A 16664-nucleotide genomic window follows, 5' to 3' on the forward strand; every position below is an offset into this window, starting at 1 on the left:
GGGTCGTCCAATCCTCTTGACGGGCCTCGCGCGGAGGCACGACGACCGATCGAGGCGATCCGCCATGACGGACAACAGCACGGCCACCGGCCGAAACGGCCAGGCCGGTGGGAACGAAAGCGCTTTGCAGGGCAGGACCGGAGCGGGAGCTCCAGCGGAGACTCGGGGCAGGACCACGATCGCGGACAGCGTGGTGGCCAAGATCGCCGGTATGGCCGCCCGCGAGGTTCCGGGCATTCACAAGCTCGGCGGTGGGATGGCCCGGGCGCTGGGCGCGGTGCGCGAGCGGGTCCCGGGCACGGGCGGCGGTGTCACCCAGGGAGTGAAGGTCGAGGTCGGCGAGAGGCAGACCGCGGTGGACCTCGACGTCGTCGTCGAGTACGGCGTCTCCATCGTCGACATCGCCGCCGACGTGCGTACCAACGTGATCACCGCGGTGGAGCGGATGACCGGGCTGCAGGTCGTCGAGGTGAACATCGCCGTCGACGACGTCCATCTGCCCGACGAGGAAGAAGAGTCCGACGACCAGGAGGGGCGCGTGAGGTGACCCGCCCGAGCCATCGCCTCCCCCCTGGTGCGGACGATGACTCGGCGGCGGCAGGCGCGCGCCGGAGAAGGGTGAGTGAGTCATGAACAACACAGCCACCACGGGCCTCGCCGCCGGCATGGCGCTGGGCTTCGCCGGATTCTTCGGCGGCTTCTGGGCCTTCCTGCTGGTCCTGGTCCTGGGCGCGGCCGGCCTGATCGCCGGCCTGGTCCTGCAGGGCGACCTGGACCTCCGAACGCGGAGGCAACGATGAACACCCTGCCCGAACCCGTCGTCCCCCCGGGAGACCGGGCCGGCCGCCACCCCCCTTCCGCTCTGCCGCCACCGGCCGAGCGGGGGGCGACCATCATTCCCGACAAGGTCGTCGGCCGGATCGCCGCGGAGGCCGGCCGTGTGGCGCAGCAGAACCGCGCGGCCGTACCGCAGGACAGGGACCCGGGGGCGGCGCCCAGCGCCTCCGTGGTCAGCCAGGCCGGTGCGGTCCGCCTGCGCCTGGCCGTGGACCTGCCCTACCCCACCGACCTCGCGCGCGTCTGCGAGCAGATACAGCACGACGTCGGCGACCGTGTGGCCCAGCTGACCGGGATGCGCGTAGACGAGGTCACCCTCACCATAAGGCGGCTGCTGACGGCCCCTGGTCCTGGCCGCAGGCGGGTGCGGTGAACGACCGCGCTCCGCCACCCGGCACGGCGTCGGCGAAGGAGGACCGCATGAACCACACCCCGGGTCCTGCCGGGCCGGCAGGCCACGCGTCGCCACCCGAGAGAGGACCAGCCGGTCCGGACAGCCGACGCACTACCCGCCGCCCATGGTCGGCGCGCCGGCTCCCGGCAGCCGCGGCCGCATGTGTGATCTTTGTGGCGGCAGGCGCGGCGCTGGTCGACGTCGTCGCCGTACGAGCGGGACGCCGGGCAGCAGCCTGGCGACGGGAGCTGGCCGCCGCCCTTGCCACCCGCCCCGTGGACGACAGGTGGATGCTCACCGGAGCCGCCCTCGCGGCCGTCATCGGCCTGTGGCTGCTCATGGTGGCGCTCACCCCGGGCCTGCGGCATCTGCTGCCGATGCGCTCCCCCGCAAAGCAGCGGGCCCAGCTGGACCGGGACGGCGCCGCCGTACTCCTGCGTGATGCCGCGCTGCGTGTGCCCGGTGTGCGGACGGCGCGCATCCGCGTGCGCCGGCACCGCATCCTGGCACGCACCGATGTCCACTTCCGCGACCCGCGGCAGGTCAAGGCCGACCTCGCCGCAGTCCTCGACGACGAACGCGACCGGCTCGCTCTCTCCCATCCCCCGCGGATCGTCGTCCGCGTCCGTCAGCGGATCCCCTGATGAGCACTCCGCACCGGAGCGTGCCATGACGCCGCAACCCGTTCTCAACCGCGTCCTGTTGGCCGTCACCGGTCTGATCCTGCTCGGCGGCGGCCTGCTGATCATCGCTGCCGGACTCGACCTGTACGGGCGTTTGGACCTGACACCGCCCGCCGGCTGGCCGCTGACCGCCCCCGCTGACGTCCTCCTCGGATCTGGTGACCGGTCCCGCTGGAGCAGTCAGGGCTGGTGGTGGTGGCCCGCGGTCATCGCCGCGCTCACCCTCATCGCCCTGCTCGCCCTGTGGTGGCTGCTCGCCCAGCTCCGCCGGCGCCGCCCCTCTCGGGTTCCTGTCGGCACAGACCACGCCGAGCAAGGCGTGGAACTCGGCCACGGCGCGCTCAGCGACGCCATTGCGGCAGAAGCCGGAGCCCTGCCGGGCATCGACCGGGCGAAGGTCCGTCTCACCGGGCGCCCGGCACGCCCGCTGGCCGACATCACGCTCACCCTCACACCGGTGACAGCACCTGACACCGCTCTCACGGCCCTCGACGAAGGGCCCCTGGACAACGCCCGCCGGTCCACCGGCCACGACGACCTGTTCGCCGAGACCCGCGTGCGCGTCGCTCACCACAAGGCCCGTCGCGTGGCCTAGGGCCTGTCGTTGGGATCAGGCCGGCCTGGCTCACGGTGCCTTGCCCCGCGACCGCCGGCATGATCCAAACGACAGGCCCTGGGGCCGACGCCCGGACAGGGATGTTCGGGCAGGAGGGCGGAGGCATGCGTCGCGCGACAGAAGGGTCTGCGTGCAGGCAGCGGGCGCTGAATCGCTTTGTGTGTCACCGCGGGGAGCGAGCGCCGGAGGGCGTCCGACGCCTCGTCGCGGATGCGGGCGCAGCTGCGGCTGATGATCCGGGAGACACGCATTTGGCGGCCTCGCGGTCGAGGATGACGCCGTCGGACCGGTCCGTTGTGGCCAGGGTGTCGGCGAAGGTGGGGCTGTCGTCGGCCTTGGAGAGCTCCATGTCCAGAGAGAGGGTGCTGTAGCAGTCGAGTGCCTCCAGGCCGGCGGCGCCACGCCTTGGTGCCGGTGCGGGCGACAGGTTCCCAGCCCCTTCTTCCACCGCCTCGACCACCACGTACGTGAGCAGCCCGCCATGCCGGGATGCCACGTTCACGCAGCCGGGGCCCGGTGGCTGGACCGGGCCCTGGCTTCACGCGCGGGAAGTACGCCCCGAGCAGCTGCCGGCGTTCCCCGCGCTGTACCGGGTGTCCTACAGGTTGGGCTTGGCGGCGCTGATGTCGCCGAGTGCCGAGCGTGCATCTCGTTCGATCGCAAGGTCGCCGATGGAGATGACGCCGACGGCATGGCCCTCCTCGACGACCGGAAGGCGGCGGACGGAATGCTCACGCATCAGCTCCACCGCATGATCGAGGTCCTCGTCCGGGGTGACGGTGACGAGATCGTCACTGCAGGCGGAGGCCACGGTCCTCTCATCCGGGTCGCCGCCCTCGGCGAGCGCACGCACCACGAGGTCGCGGTCGCTGACCAGACCTCGCAGATCGTCGCCCTCGGTGACAAGGACGATTCCGATGTCCTCGTCGCGCATCTTCTGCGCCACGGCTGTCACCGACGCCTGCGGCTCCACCGTCACCAGCCGGCTGGTCATGATGTCCCGCACATGCTGAGTCATGACTCCTCCCTCAGGTTGAGAGCTGGTGCCCCCTGGCTACGCCCGCCGGGTACCCGACCCATGGCCTCACTGCACCCGGTGGGCACAGAATCCGATGACCGAGAGCGGCCACGCACCTCCTTCCTCTCGATCAGGCGCGTCTCGGGTCCCGGACCAGGTAACGCAGCTCACCCGGCGCGCTCCAGCAATTCGGTCCACCGCCCTGGCACGGCCACACCTCCGGGCCACCGCCGTGCCACTCGATGAGGTCAGCCTCGGCAACATCCAGCTCGTCCCCGCCCACCAGACCGGCCTCCCGCAGGAGCAGAGTCAGCTCGTGCAGTGAATGCGCCGTGCCCAGGACCTCATCACCGAGACACACACGACGCTCCCCGGAACCGCAGGGGGCCTCCACACGCGCGGAACGCTCGACCATGACTTCAACCTCCCATCAGCCGGCATCCGGCCGCACACGTCCAGCCGCGAGCGACCGGGCCACCCGCAGAATCAGCCACGCCGGACAACGGCTACGGAGGACGGCACAGGTGAGGCTGCGTTTCGATGCCCCCGGAAGACTCGCCGGGCCGTACCGGGCGGCAGGCCCGTGCACACGGCGCAGAGCAGCGAGCCCGGCAGACAGCTCTCGGCGGACCCGCTGCTTGCTTCAGGCGAGGGCCCCTGGACGTACGGCGCGCGGCGGGCCAGCCGTCTTTCCATGCCGCCACACCTGCGGCTGTCGACTGCTTTCCACAGTTCCCTCATCCGCTCGTCGCACGCAGCGCGCGAAAAGCGGAAACGCCCACACCCACGCCCGTGGGTGTGCGGATCCGCCCGGCGCCGAGACAGCCCGTTCGGCCCACGCGGTATGGCGCACTGCCGGCTCGGAACCGGACCGCAGCGGGGCCCGGGCAGCAAGTCCCACCCCAACATCAAGCTCCGCGGGGTCGCTCGCCGGGTGTGTGAACAAGGCGGCCCGTAGCCGCCCAGCCCCGCGGGGGTCCCCCGGCACACTGCCGGACCGGGGGGCCCGGACCAGGTGACTGCTGTCGCCACGGGGCCGGGTTACCAACTTCGCGGCCAGTCATGCGTCCGATCACCCGGGCCGCAGCGGCCGCCGACGCGGGCAAACGCCGACAGTATCGGCTCCCGCCCGGGGAGGAGCGGTCCCGAGAAGACCTGGACGATGACGCAGCCCAGGTGAGGGCCGGCTTGGTCCGCAGTGGACACCGCCCCGGGTGAAATGCGCACGCCTTGGGGACGCGACCGCTGTCGGGCTCGGTGATCCCCGCTCGTACCTCAGTCGCCGACGCCCCTGGCCCGCAGGTCGTCCACACCATCGCCACCGCGGACCAGCCCCGCAACGACCGCCCGATCCAGGAACGCCGGCTGTGAGGACATCGCTGATCCCACACCCTGGGCCCCCTGCCGCCCGTGCGTCAGCCGTTGGTCAGCCGGACGCCGTGCGGGCCAGGGGAGGCCGCTATGCGTACAGCTTCGTGAACGGCCCGGGCCAGTCTGGCGCCCCACAGCGATCGGGGCCCAGCGAACGCCTCCATCTCCTCGCCGGATTCCGGAACGCGCGCGGCGATGCAGACCGCATCGGTCGGCGTCCCGGAGCAGTCGTAGTTGGTGTCCAACAGCGCCTGCACCTTGGCTTCCGTGGCGGTGATGACCGCGTTGACCAACGCTGCGTCGGTCAGCGCCACCGGAAGAGCGGCGATGATGTTGATCGTGCCGGGCGCCGCCGGCGTGGCCGAGCCCCCTGCTGGGGCGGCAGCCCAGCCGCGAACGCCGAGCCCCGCGGTGGCGACCGCTTCGACACCCCCGTCGTGCGCTCGGCCGTGCTCCCGAACATCGGCGGCAGTCATCAGACCTACTCCCGGGCCATCCGCGCCCGCGTCGCCGGCCAGTTCGGCAAGGTGGCATGCGGGGTCGGTGCGGCGATAGCCGTGGGAGACCTGAGCGTTCAAGACCCAGGCCCGCTTTCCGATGCCGCCACCCAAGACAGCGCTGCTGATCATCCGCCAGCCACTTCCTGCTCGCCACAGCAGGGCGTGCAGATGCTCGCCGTGCTCGGCGCGGCCCAGCAACTCGAACGGCAGCACGCCGGTGGTGCCGGGTGGCGGCGGTATTACGGTCACCGGGCAGAACTCCTCGTAGGAGGCGATGGAACCGGGTGATCATACGCAAGTACGCAATGACAGGGCCGCGCTAAGCTGCCCGCGCTCTTGCTGCGGCAGGACTCTTGCGTCGCCGTCGCCCGTGACCGCGGATACCTACGGACCACCGCGGATCTACCGGCGCATGACACGTGCTTGCGCGGGCGGACGGTCCGCCCCAGTACCATCTGCTCCCGGAACGGGACTTACCGGCCAACCGGCCCCGGGCTCAGTCGAAGCAGAGGCGGCCGGTACGAGTACGTTTGAGCTCGAAGAGGTCGGGGTGCCGGGCCAGCACCCGGAAGGCGTCGAAGAGCTCCGCCGCGTCGGCGCCGCGGGGCACGGCGCGCAGCACGGGTCCGAACCACACAGCTCCGTCGATGTGCAGCGTGGGTGTGCCCACATAGCCGCCCGATTCCGGCTCGGTCCAGGCCGCGTGACTGCGGCGCACGGCGTCGTCGTACGCGGGGTCCTGAGCGGCTGCGGAAAGGTTGGCGGGGAGCCCCAGTTCCGCCAGCGCCTCGGCGACAACCAGGTCGAAGTCCCCGTTCCCGCCGTCGTGGATGCGGGTCCCGAGGGCGGTGTAAAGGTCGCGCAGCACCTGCTCCCCGTGCCGTTCGGCGGCGGCCACGGCGACGCGTACCGGACCGATCGAGCGGTCGACCAGGTCCCGGTACCAGTCCGGGAGGTCATTGCCGGTGTTGTGCAGGTACAGGCTCATCACATGGAAGCGGAGATCGATCGGACGCAGTGGCTCGACCTCCAGCAGCCAGCGGGAGGTTATCCAGGCGAAGGGACAGGCCGGATCGAAGGCGAAGTCGATCCGGGTCGGGGTGGGAGAGGTGCCGGTACGGGTGTCGCAGTGCGTCATACCGGCGACGCTAGTTTGCGGGCGGACCATGGTCACGGCCCACTTACCATCATATTCCCTGGTCCACTTCCCCACTGCGCCGCCCCACCTTCAGCGCCGACAAGCCGGGTAGGACCCGCGAGGCAGTCAGCCCGATCAGCTTGTCACGCCTTGGTGGTGCCCGGGCGGGCCGACGCCTCGCCGGGCCTGGAACGGCCGAGCGGGGCGTTGCAGCCACGGCACCCGACGCGGACTTTGCATGGAGCGTCGCACATCGCGTACTTCGCCGCCGTGGCCCAAGCGATCAACGTCCTACGCGGCGGTCGAGTGCCGCTGCCGTTCTCGATTCGCCGGTCAGAACGCAGGGCTGGGCCGACGCTTCAAACCCTGCTGGACGCTGACGGTCTTTCGTGTCGCCCGACTATGCCGAAGCCTCGGCCCCTGCGCTGGGGGCGAACCCGCTCCCCTGCTCGGCGAACACCCTGATCGCGGCACCCAGGAACTCCACCATCCCGGGGTGGTAGGAATCATGGAACGCCCTCATGGCCTCGTCCTCGGCGTAGAAGAGCGACATGCCGACGTAAGCCTCCCGGGAGGGGGTGTAGAACCGGCTGACGATGTCGAAGTGCCTGCGGACGAGCTCCTGGATCTTCTGGTCCCCCGGCAGGGAGCCGCCGTCCAGGAAAGCCGTGATCTCCCGGTACAGGACGTCCCAGTCCTGGTGGACCCGCTCCCTGTCCACATGTTCCCAGTTATTGGTCCCGGCAAGACTCTTCGCCTGCTCCTCGGCCAACGACCGGCGACACTCGTCCTCGTAACTGTTCCCCACGCACCGGTTCCCATCGTTTCGTCACCTCTCCGGTCAATCCCTGAGAGGCCGCCGACATGGCGACATCGGCCGGCCGCTGATGATCAACTGCCGGTCCAGACCGAACGGTGACACACAGCCACCGGGTCGGCAAACCATTTCTTGGACCGTCCAGCCGCTCGACCGCGCGGCCCGGATTCCCGCAGCGACCATGCGTGGCAGAACGAACTCGGCCGGCACCGTGTCCAGTTGGAGGCCAGTACCCAGCCGGCTCTGGGCCCGACTGCTGCGCGACCGCTCAGCGCGGCACTATTGATGTCCCGAGGTTCTGTCAACGGGCAGCACTGGATCAGGCCACCGCGTTCTCCCTCCGGTCGGCCTGAGAGGTGAAACCAGCATTTGACGTTGTGTCAGAACGTTTACACAGAGCACCCTTTGTCTGTGAACGACGACGGTGGCACTCTCGGAACTCCCCCCAAGCACGCTTCCGCCGATACCCGGGCGGGGTCGGCGGGAGCGTGCACTTGTGAAGGAGGAGGATTGGTGGCATACCCAACTCAGAATGAAGCCCCTGGTCGGCGGGACTCCAAGCGCTACCTCTGGCTCCTCGCGCTGGCTGTGCCCACGCTCCCGTTTCAAGCGGGTGCGCTGGCCGCGCTGACTGGGCTCAGCGTCTTCTGGTGGTGGGGTCCGTTCTTCGCGTTCGTGCTCGTCCCGGGCTTCGACCACGTCATAGGACGGGACAGCGCCAATCCGCCCGAGGCCCTGATGAAGGCGCTGGAAGACGATCGCTACTACCGCTGGTGCACCTATCTCTACCTGCCGCTGCAGTACGGTGCCCTCGTGTGGGCTTGCAGTGTGTGGGCCCACGGCGCACTGTCCCCTTCAGGAAACCTGGGGCTGGCCGCCACCACCGGAGTGGTGGCGGGCGTGGCCATCAATACTGCACACGAACTCGGCCACAAGCGGGAGCAGGCGGAACGCCGACTGAGCCGCGTGGCTCTGGCCCAGAGCTGCTACGGCCACTTCTACGTCGAGCACAATCACGGACACCACATCCGGGTCGCTACTCCCGAGGATCCGGCGAGCTCGCGCATGGGAGAGAGTTTCTGGCGCTTCCTCCCCCGCGCCGTGCTGGGCAGCATCCGTTCCGCCTGGCACCTGGAGCGGCGCCGACTCGGTCGACGCGGGCGCCCGGTCTGGAGCCGGCACAACGACGTCCTGAGCGCGTGGGCCATCACTGTCGCGCTGTACGGCGCGCTCGGCGCGGTGTTCGGCTGGGCAGTTCTGCCCTACCTGGTACTCCAGGGAATTCTTGGCTTCTGCCTCCTCGAAACGGTGAACTACCTGGAGCACTACGGCTTGTTGCGCCAGCGCCGTCCGGACGGTCGCTACGAACGGGTGTCGCCCCAGCACAGCTGGAACAGCGACAACACCATCAGCAACCTCTTCCTGTTCCAGCTTCAGCGCCATTCCGACCATCACGCCAATCCGCTGCGCCGTTATCAGACCCTGCGCCACTTCGACGAGGCACCTCAGCTGCCCTCCGGCTACGCCACGATGATCGTGCTCGCCTGGTTCCCCCCGTTGTGGCGACGGGTGATGGACCCGAGGCTGCTCGCCCATTACTCGGGGGACGCCCAACGGGCGAACCTGTGTCCCGCGCTGCGCGGTCGGCAGGTCAGAGGCGCCGAGGGCTCGCCCGGCGGTGCACCGACCCGACCCTGACCGGGCCACCCTTGTGCAGGCGGCGAACAGCGGGCTCGGTTCTTCCTCCGACGCCTGACAGGGCGCACGTGACCGCGCTGCGCCCTGTCCATGACTCCCCACTTGAGGGTCGTGCGGACGAACGCGGTCCCCACGTGGAGAGCACGTACGAGTCCGTGGCGGACAGTGCTCCGGCCGCCATGGCGACAGGCGGTCATGGTGACCCGCTCGCGCACTGGGCTCCCTCCTCTCGACCCGTCAACCTGCCTTCACGGCGGCTACTCCGGGTGGCGGCGCTCTTCCCGTGTGTCGGTGGGCAGGGTTCGTCACTCGCCCCCGCAGGCCGTCCTCAGGATCGCGCAAGCCACCCGTGCCACTCGGACAGATGCCTCGCCGGGATCCGGCCCGGGCAGCAGCATGTGACTGACGGCCAGCCGAACGACTATGTCGGCAGCATCATTACGGCGGTCTTTCGATACCCCTGGTACGACCTCGTCGAGCCAGGCGGCCACGAGGCGCCACGCCTGGGAGAAGACCGGTTCGGGCCGACTGGTGAGGAAGGGCAACAGCGCATCGGTGCCCCCACGGGCCGCGGTCACCACGGCCCGTATGAAAGGGTTGCGCGCCGCTTCGGCCAGGGCGTGATCCACGCCGGCTTCCAGGGCAGCGGCAACATCGTCACGGTGATCAGCCAGCACTTCGGCGACTCCCAGGAGGAAACGCTCCGTCTCCCGGTGCACCAGAGCAGTGCCGATCCCGGCACGATCACCGAACTCAGCGTAGATGGAGGGACGGGAAACCTCCGCGCGCTGGGCGAGATCGGCCACGCGTACCCGGTCCCACCCAGCCTCTGAGGCGAGCTGCCAGGCTTCCTCCAGTACCCGCGCGCGCATCTGTCTGCGCCAGGCCACGCGAGGCGGGTCCGGCGGTTGTTCAGTCGTGGGCCGGGCGCCTGGGTGAGGCAGTTCGGATCGCATGCGGTCAGCTTGCGACACGCCCGTTCGCTTCCGCAGCAAAATACGAAGCCGTTCCGGTGACTCGGTCCAGGACGGTCGCTTTGATTCTGCGGCTGCGCCGGTAGGCACGAAGGGTCACCGACCGAGGCGCACCGGCCCGGGCAGGGGCGACGCGGATGGCGTCGATGACAGTTTCGGCCCGGATGCAGTCGGCAGCGGTGTGCACTGTCTGCCAGGGGCCGGCGCTCGCGCGGCGGAGCGCGGCACTTCCCCTGGCCAACGCCGTCCAGGGGTGATCAGACCATGCCGATGCGACGGGCGGTGTCCTCGTTGTGCTGCATGTGGCGGTGCGCCTCCTCGCCGAGTGCGGAGATGACACCGGCGACGACCGTCTCGATGACCGCGAGGGTGGGCACGAGACTGTCGTAGGGAGAGGGCGTGGATACCTGGCTGGGCAAGACGACCTGGGCGTGCGCGCTCGTGGGCGACAGCCACGTGTCGGTGAAGACGATGACCTTGCCACCGTGCTCTTGGGTGAGCTGAGCGATGGGAAGCTTGTCGTCCTCGTAGCGTCGGTAGTCGAAGATGATGAGGACGTCGCGACGGGTGAGTCGGGCGAGGGCGGCGGTGCGCTCGACGTCGCGTTCGGGCAGGAAGTGCACGTCGTCACGCAGTTGCATGAGGTGCAGGCCGAGGTACTGGGCCAGCAGATGGGTGAAGCGGCCGCCGACGAGCGTGACGCGCCGTTTGGGATCGGCCATCAGCGCAATGGCGCTCTCGAGATCGGCCACTGGAGTCTCAGCGAGGGTCTGGATGACGGCGGAACTGAACAGTTGGCTGCTGCGGGCGAGAAGACCAGCGGCCGAGTCATCGCCGGCATGGACTTCGGTGGCTTCGTACAGGGCCAGCGGGGAAGCGCTGCGCTCGTCGAGCTCGGCGCGCAGCGCGGCTTGGAAGTCGGGGAAGCCGTGATAGCCGAGTCGTGCCACGAATCTGAGGACGGTGGGCGCACTGACGGCCGCTCGCTCGGCGATGATGGCGATGGTCTCGAACCCGCTGGAGGGGTAGGCCGAGAGCAGCACGCGGGCGACCTTGCGTTCGGCCGGGCTCAGTTCGCCCAGCTTCTGACGGATGTCGTCGGCGAGTGTGCCGGAGGCCATGACGGTGTCCTTTCCGAACGTGCGCGGGGCACGATCAGAGCCTAATGGCTGACAGAGGGGTGAGGCCGCACGGTCTGCGGAGCGGCGCTCACCTCCTGATGCGTGCTGTGGTGCCTCGAAAGGTCACTCGGGTGCGACGGCGATGCGCATGTCGATGAGTGACTGTGGGGCGCTGTCGGCTTCCTCTGCCCAGGCGGAGAAGGCGGGCGTCTTGGTGAGGGTCACGCGGAATCGGGGGCCGGTTTCGTAGGTGGCGGCGGTGGCCGAGCGTTGTGCGCTCGTGGCGGCGAGGGCGCGGGCCGTGCCGCGGAACGAGTAGGGAGTGCCGGCCGGGTCGGCGAGGGAGTAGAAGACGTCGTCATTGGCGGGGACGGCTGTGTCGTCGATGGGCGTCAGTCGGTGCTTGCCCTGCGCGGGCGAGGCGAGCCAGCGGCGGGGGTCGTAGTGGTCGCCGTCGGTGAGGTAGGTGTAGCGCGCGTTCCTCAGGCTCCACCCCAGCCGGTCGTGTCGGGTGCGGGCGCGGCGGAGGTCGAAGACTCCGACGCCGTTGGCACCGAGGACGGTGATGGCCTCGCGCTGTGTTCCTGGGGCGTCCACGACGAGTGCGGTGTTCTCGTCCAGCGCGTATACGCGGTCGTGTCCGGTGTCGGAGGCCAGTCGCAGCGCCCGTCCTTCGCGCCCTTCGGCGCCGGTGTGGGTGTCGATGAGACCGGAGCCGAGGAAGCCGAAGCCTCCGTCGGGGAGATAGCCGAGTCGGGAGGGGTCGTCGAAGTAGCCGGGGGAACTGCCGTCTCGGAGTGCGGGGTAGGAGTCTCCGCCGGTCACCATGTCGGGGCCGGCGGCTATCTGGGCGCCGGCGGAGGAGCCCGCGATCACCGCGCCGTGGGCGAGCCTGTCGCGTATGGCAGCCAGTACTTTGGAATCGGTGTGCTGGTGGCCGTGCAGCAACGTGGTGACGTAGCGGTACTGGTCGCCCCCGCCGAAGAAGAAGCCGGTCATGGATCTGACCTGGTCGGCAATGGTGTCGGAGTCGGCGTTGTCGATGTGGTCCAGGTCGATCGGTATCCACTGGGCGTCCGCTGCGCCGTGCTTCTTGAAGAGGGAGGCGTAGTAGGCGCCGTTGCAGGCCGAGTTGCTGCACCTGTCCGGATCCGCGGAGTCGGGGTCCTGGCTCGCGGGGATCGAGGCGGCGGTGAGGACCCCTATGCGGGCCTTCGAACCGCCGGCGCGTTTGATGATCTCGCCGTAGATCTCCGTGTTGTCGCTTGCCAGGGCGCCTCCGACCAGCACCAAGGAGCCAGTGGCCGGCTGCCTGCTGTGAGCGGCGTGGGCGGCTGGGACGCCGGTGAGAACGGCGACCAGGGCGGCGGCGGTGCCGAGGACGACGGTTCGTCTCGGAAGTGCGCGAGCGTTCATGAGGGCTCCATCTGACGGGGCAACGGCGGGGGTCGGCCCTAAAAGGGCGAGGGCTTGCTTTGCGGGAGGGAGGGACTCAGCGATCGAGGTTCGCGTCACCCAGAGACGAGATCAGCGTTGCGAGGAGCGCCACGCGCTGGGGGACGCTGCCGATGTCGAGCCACTCGTCGGGGGTGTGGTCGGCTCCGCCGACGGGTCCTAGACCGTCCAGGACGACGGCACCCTGTCCGGCGATGAGGTTGGCATCGCCGACGCCGCCGGTCGCGGCGGCTCCGATCCTGAATCCGAGCGCTGCCGCGGTGGTGGTGGCCTGCTCGAGCAGGTGTCGGGCGGCGGGGGTGTCCTCCATCGGCGGACACAGGTCGAGTTGTTCCACGCTGACGGAGGTGCCGGGTACGGCGGGGTACCGGGCGAGGTCGGTGATGGCCTGGTGTGCCCAGCGGATGCCGGCCTCGGTGGCCGCCCGCACCTCGATGCGCAGTTCCGCGTGGGGGCAGACGATGTTGGCGCGGTTGCCTGCGCGGACGACGCCGACGTTGACGGTCACCTCCTCGCGGTGGCCGTTGAGTGCCTGCAGGGCGACCACGAGATGGGCCGCGCAGAGAGCGGCGTTGGCTCCGCGTTCGGGTTCGATGCCGGCGTGTGCGGCGCGGCCGGTGACCGTCAGTCGGAAGTCGGCGACCCCCTTGCGGGCGATGACGAGGTCGCCGTTCTCGCGTGCGCCCTCCAGCCCGAGGGCGAAGTGCGCGTCCCGTGCGGCATCTTCGGTGACTGTCCGGCTGGCCGGAGAGCCGATCTCTTCGTCGGGCGTGGCCAGGAACACCAGCTCCGCGTATGCGTGGATCTCGTGCTCCTGGAGGATCTGCAGAGCGGTGAGGCCTGCGAGGAGGCCGCCCTTGTCGTCGCTCACGCCCGGGCCGTACGCGGTGGATCCGACGACGCGGAAGGGCCGCTCGGCGGCGGTTCCGGTGTCGAAGACGGTGTCCATGTGCGCGGCCAGCAGGATTCGCCGGCCGCCTTCGGCCGGGGTCAGGCGCCCGGGCTTGCGGGCGAGGAGCGTGTCGCCGACGTCCAGTCCGGGATGCTTATGGGGTATGCGTTCGACGGTGAATCCGAGGCGCTCAAGGCGGGTCTGGACCCAGTCGGCGACCTTGTTGACTCCTTCGGCGTCGTAGGAGCCGGAGTCGATGGCGACGAGTTCGGCCAGGTCACTCACGTACTGGCTCTGGTGGGCGCGGGCCGACGACAGGAGATCGGCGGTGTGGAGCTGCCGGCGCAGCGGGGCGCTCACAGGACCTTGGACAGGAAGGCACGGGTGCGTTCCTGCTCCGGTTCGCCGAGGACCTGAAGGGGGTCGCCGGCCTCGACGACGACGCCTTGGTCCATGAACACGGCGGTGTCGCCTACTTCTCGGGCGAAGCCGATCTCGTGGGTGACCACGACCATGGTCATGCCCTCGGCGGCCAGGCGGCGCATGACGTCGAGGACGTCGCCGACCAGTTCGGGGTCGAGCGCCGAGGTCGGTTCGTCGAACAGCATCAGTTTCGGCTTCATGGCCAGAGCGCGTGCGATGGCCACCCGTTGCTGCTGCCCTCCGGACAGCTGGGCGGGGTAGTGGCCGGCGCGGTCACCGAGACCGACCTGGTGCAGCAGACGCTGCGCCTGTTCATACGCGTCGGCTTTCGGGACTCCCCCGACCCGGACGGGAGCTTCGACGACGTTTTCCAGCGCCGTCAGGTGGGGGAAGAGGTTGAAGCGCTGGAAGACCATGCCGATGTCGCGGCGGCGCTGGGCGACCTCTCGTTCGCGCAGTTCGTGCAGTCTGTTGCCCTGTTGCCGGTATCCGACGAGGTCGCCGTCGACTGTCAGCCTTCCGCCGTCGACCTTTTCGAGGTGGTTGATGCAGCGCAGGAAGGTCGACTTGCCGGAGCCTGACGGCCCGAGCAGGCAGCAGACCTGGCCGGGTTCGACGATCAGGTCGATGCCCTTGAGGACCTCGAGCTTGCCGAACTGCTTGCGCACCTGCTCGGCGTGCACCATGGGGGCGTTCATCGACCCGGCTCCTTGCTGTGCTTACGGGTCAGGCTCACTGCGCCCTGCATCATGCGTTGCAGCGCGGAGTGGTGGCCCATGCGGGTGACCCCGCGGCCGTAGCGGCGCTCCAACCATGTCTGCGGAATGCTCAGCAGTGTGACGAGGACCAGGTACCAGATGCTGGCCACGACGAGCATCGGGATGACCTGGTAGTTCTGGGCGTAGACGTCCTGGATGTTGGACATCAGGTCGTGGGCGGAGATGACCGAGACGAGGGCGGTCATCTTCAGCATGTTGATGGTTTCGTTGCCCATCGGCGGGATGATGACCCGCATGGCCTGAGGAAGGACGATCCGCCGCATGGTCAGGGCGGGCCGCATGCCGAGCGAGTGGGCGGCCTCGGTCTGACCGGGATCGACGGACTGGATGCCGGCGCGCACGATCTCCGAGGCGTAGGCGGCTTCGTTGAGTCCGAGCGCGAGCAGGGCGGCGACGGCCGGGGTGAGCAGGGAGTTGGTCTCGGCCTGGAAGAAGGTGATGTGGGTGAAGGGAATACCGATCATGACGTTCTTGTAGAGGGCGGCCGCGTATCCCCAGAAGATGATCTGCACGAGGAGCGGGGTACCGCGGAAGACCCAGACGAAGAAGGTTGCCAGGCTGTACAGGACGGGGCTCGCGGACAGGCGCATCACCGCGATGACCGTGCCCAGGCCGAGTCCGAGTGCCATGGCTGCCGCGGTCAGCCACAGCGTGGTGGTCAGGCCGTCGAAGATCAGGCCGGCGAACAGGTAGTGACCGATGACGTCCCAGTGCAGATTGCGGTTCTTCGCCAGCGAGCCGATCAACCCGGCCAGCGCGGCGATGGACACGGCGGCGGCGATCCATCGGGCGTGGTTGCGCACGGGGACGATCTGCAGCTCAGGGGCGGCCGCGCTGCCGGCGCCCTGGCTCCGCGTGGGTGACGAGGTGTCGATCATGGTCAGTCGACCGCCGCGTTCCTGGTGGCTTCCTTCACCGCGATGGAGGCCACTCCGTACTTGTCGTAGATCTTCTTCACCGTGCCGTCGTCGATGAGGGCCTGCAGAGCCTTCTGAATGGCCGTGCCGAGTCCGGGGAGCCGCTTGGAGACGGCGATGCCGTTGGGCGAGGCGTTGTAGCCGCCTGGCGCTGCGGGGTCTTCGACCAGATCGAAGGCTTTGCCGGCGTCTGCCGTCTTGGCGGTCCAGCCGGCCGCGGGCTTGGTCAGAACCTGTGCGACGACCTTGCCGGACCGCAGGGCAAGTTGGGCGTCGGAGTCCTTGGGGAAGGTCTGCACATCGATCTTCCCCTTGCCCTTGTCCGTGCAGGCGGACTGTCGGGACTTCAGCAGCTTGAGCTGATTGGTCGCCGCCTGCACCGCGACCTTCTGGCCGCAGAGATCATCCAGCGTGGCGATCTTCTCGGGGTTACCGTCCGCGACCAGGACGCCCGAGCCGGACTGCGAGTAGTCGATGAAGTCGACGACCTGCTGGCGCTCCTTGTTGTCCGTGATGGCGGAGATGGCGGCGTCGAACTTGCCGGCCTGGAGGGCGGGGACGATGCCGTCGAACTTCTGCGGAGTGAACACGAAGCGCACGCCCAGCTTCGCCCCCAGCGCCTGACCGAGGTCGTAGTCCAGGCCCGTCAGCTCGGTGCCGCCTTCCTTCACGAACATCTCGAAGGGCGGGTACGGCACGTCGGTGGCCACCCGCACGGTGCTCGCCTTCTTGATGGCGGCGGGAAGCGCGTCGTGCAGGGCCGGGTCCTTGACGACTTTCGCGCCGGCTATGGAGGCAGTCTCGGCCACTGGAGCCGCGGAATCACCGTCCGAGCAGGCGGCAAGCGTTGTCAGCGCGGTGGCCGCCGCAGCGGCGGCGGCCATGCGGCGGGTCAGGCGAGCGTTCATGGGGCTCGAACCTCTCAGGAGATATGTGTCGGTGGAGTGCTCCGCCGACTGCACCGCGAAGTTACATACAACGACAAGGTTTGGCTAGATGTATCGCACGTTACGTGTCGGCGGCAGGTCGGC

General features: G+C 69.2%; 18 protein-coding genes. 7 read left to right on the forward strand and 11 right to left on the reverse strand.

Going from position 1 to position 16664, the window contains the following annotated elements; all coding sequences use genetic code 11:
- The first annotated feature begins 64 nt into the window (after nucleotides 1-64).
- The 5 genes from N8I86_RS03520 to N8I86_RS03540 all read left to right on the forward strand — a co-directional run bounded on the left by N8I86_RS03520 (nucleotide 65) and on the right by N8I86_RS03540 (nucleotide 2509).
- On the forward strand, nucleotides 65-547 hold the full coding sequence (locus tag N8I86_RS03520; RefSeq protein WP_263277069.1) for an Asp23/Gls24 family envelope stress response protein: 483 nt from the start codon (nucleotides 65-67) through the stop codon (nucleotides 545-547).
- Nucleotides 548-629: 82 nt separating this feature from the next.
- Nucleotides 630-800 (forward strand): hypothetical protein, encoded by a 171-nt coding sequence (locus tag N8I86_RS03525; protein WP_158075336.1) that lies wholly within the window; start codon nucleotides 630-632, stop codon nucleotides 798-800.
- A complete protein-coding gene (locus N8I86_RS03530; protein ID WP_263277070.1) occupies nucleotides 797-1210 on the forward strand; it encodes an Asp23/Gls24 family envelope stress response protein in 414 nt (137 codons plus the stop codon). The genes N8I86_RS03525 and N8I86_RS03530 overlap by 4 nt, the downstream gene beginning before the upstream one ends.
- A 194-nt stretch (nucleotides 1211-1404) precedes the next feature.
- The gene (locus N8I86_RS03535; RefSeq protein WP_263277071.1) at nucleotides 1405-1875 is read left to right on the forward strand and encodes a DUF6286 domain-containing protein; all 471 of its coding nucleotides are present in this window, start codon (nucleotides 1405-1407) and stop codon (nucleotides 1873-1875) included.
- Between the two features lie 25 nt (nucleotides 1876-1900).
- Nucleotides 1901-2509, forward strand: coding sequence for an alkaline shock response membrane anchor protein AmaP (locus tag N8I86_RS03540; RefSeq protein ID WP_263277072.1), 609 nt, complete (start codon nucleotides 1901-1903; stop codon nucleotides 2507-2509).
- Nucleotides 2510-3128: 619 nt separating this feature from the next.
- Here the strand turns inward: N8I86_RS03540 and N8I86_RS03550 are convergent.
- Nucleotides 3129-3548 (reverse strand): CBS domain-containing protein, encoded by a 420-nt coding sequence (locus tag N8I86_RS03550; protein ID WP_263277073.1) that lies wholly within the window; start codon nucleotides 3546-3548, stop codon nucleotides 3129-3131.
- 1230 nt (nucleotides 3549-4778) lie between these two features.
- Between N8I86_RS03550 and N8I86_RS03560 the strand changes: the two genes are divergently transcribed.
- Nucleotides 4779-4919, forward strand: a complete 141-nt coding sequence (locus tag N8I86_RS03560; RefSeq protein ID WP_263277074.1) for a hypothetical protein — start codon at nucleotides 4779-4781, stop codon at nucleotides 4917-4919.
- Between the two features lie 44 nt (nucleotides 4920-4963).
- Here the strand turns inward: N8I86_RS03560 and N8I86_RS03565 are convergent, their stop codons facing one another.
- The 3 genes from N8I86_RS03565 to N8I86_RS03575 all read right to left on the reverse strand — a co-directional run bounded on the left by N8I86_RS03565 (nucleotide 4964) and on the right by N8I86_RS03575 (nucleotide 7365).
- Nucleotides 4964-5668 (reverse strand): adenosylcobinamide amidohydrolase, encoded by a 705-nt coding sequence (locus N8I86_RS03565; protein WP_263277075.1) that lies wholly within the window; start codon nucleotides 5666-5668, stop codon nucleotides 4964-4966.
- Between the two features lie 247 nt (nucleotides 5669-5915).
- Nucleotides 5916-6557, reverse strand: a complete 642-nt coding sequence (locus tag N8I86_RS03570; protein WP_263277076.1) for a mycothiol-dependent nitroreductase Rv2466c family protein — start codon at nucleotides 6555-6557, stop codon at nucleotides 5916-5918.
- Between the two features lie 400 nt (nucleotides 6558-6957).
- Nucleotides 6958-7365, reverse strand: a complete 408-nt coding sequence (locus N8I86_RS03575; RefSeq protein ID WP_073895481.1) for a TipAS antibiotic-recognition domain-containing protein — start codon at nucleotides 7363-7365, stop codon at nucleotides 6958-6960.
- Nucleotides 7366-7887: 522 nt separating this feature from the next.
- Here N8I86_RS03575 and N8I86_RS03580 point away from each other — a divergent pair.
- Entirely contained in the window at nucleotides 7888-9072 is a 1185-nt protein-coding gene (locus tag N8I86_RS03580) for an alkane 1-monooxygenase (protein WP_263277077.1), read from the forward strand.
- A 305-nt stretch (nucleotides 9073-9377) separates the two neighbouring features.
- On the opposite strand, the gene N8I86_RS39210 is transcribed toward N8I86_RS03580, so the two are convergent.
- The 7 genes from N8I86_RS39210 to N8I86_RS03615 form a co-directional block, all read right to left on the reverse strand.
- Nucleotides 9378-10028: a TetR/AcrR family transcriptional regulator gene (locus N8I86_RS39210; protein ID WP_404830777.1), complete on the reverse strand. Its 651-nt coding sequence runs from the start codon at nucleotides 10026-10028 to the stop codon at nucleotides 9378-9380.
- A 275-nt stretch (nucleotides 10029-10303) separates the two neighbouring features.
- Nucleotides 10304-11167, reverse strand: coding sequence for a MurR/RpiR family transcriptional regulator (locus tag N8I86_RS03590; protein WP_073895475.1), 864 nt, complete (start codon nucleotides 11165-11167; stop codon nucleotides 10304-10306).
- 123 nt (nucleotides 11168-11290) lie between these two features.
- Nucleotides 11291-12583, reverse strand: a complete 1293-nt coding sequence (locus tag N8I86_RS03595; RefSeq protein WP_263277079.1) for a cyanophycinase — start codon at nucleotides 12581-12583, stop codon at nucleotides 11291-11293.
- 76 nt (nucleotides 12584-12659) lie between these two features.
- Nucleotides 12660-13874 (reverse strand): M20 family metallopeptidase, encoded by a 1215-nt coding sequence (locus tag N8I86_RS03600; protein ID WP_263277080.1) that lies wholly within the window; start codon nucleotides 13872-13874, stop codon nucleotides 12660-12662.
- Entirely contained in the window at nucleotides 13871-14623 is a 753-nt protein-coding gene (locus N8I86_RS03605) for an amino acid ABC transporter ATP-binding protein (protein ID WP_073896674.1), read from the reverse strand. The genes N8I86_RS03600 and N8I86_RS03605 overlap by 4 nt, the downstream gene beginning before the upstream one ends.
- Nucleotides 14624-14631: 8 nt before the next feature.
- A complete protein-coding gene (locus tag N8I86_RS03610; RefSeq protein ID WP_263277081.1) occupies nucleotides 14632-15594 on the reverse strand; it encodes an amino acid ABC transporter permease in 963 nt (320 codons plus the stop codon).
- A gap of 2 nt (nucleotides 15595-15596) precedes the next feature.
- Nucleotides 15597-16541, reverse strand: coding sequence for an ABC transporter substrate-binding protein (locus N8I86_RS03615; RefSeq protein ID WP_079192527.1), 945 nt, complete (start codon nucleotides 16539-16541; stop codon nucleotides 15597-15599).
- Between the last annotated feature and the right edge of the window lie 123 nt (nucleotides 16542-16664).

The sequence above is a fragment of the Streptomyces albidicamelliae genome, from assembly GCF_025642175.1.
Taxonomy (GTDB): Bacteria; Actinomycetota; Actinomycetes; order Streptomycetales; family Streptomycetaceae; genus Streptomyces; species Streptomyces albidocamelliae.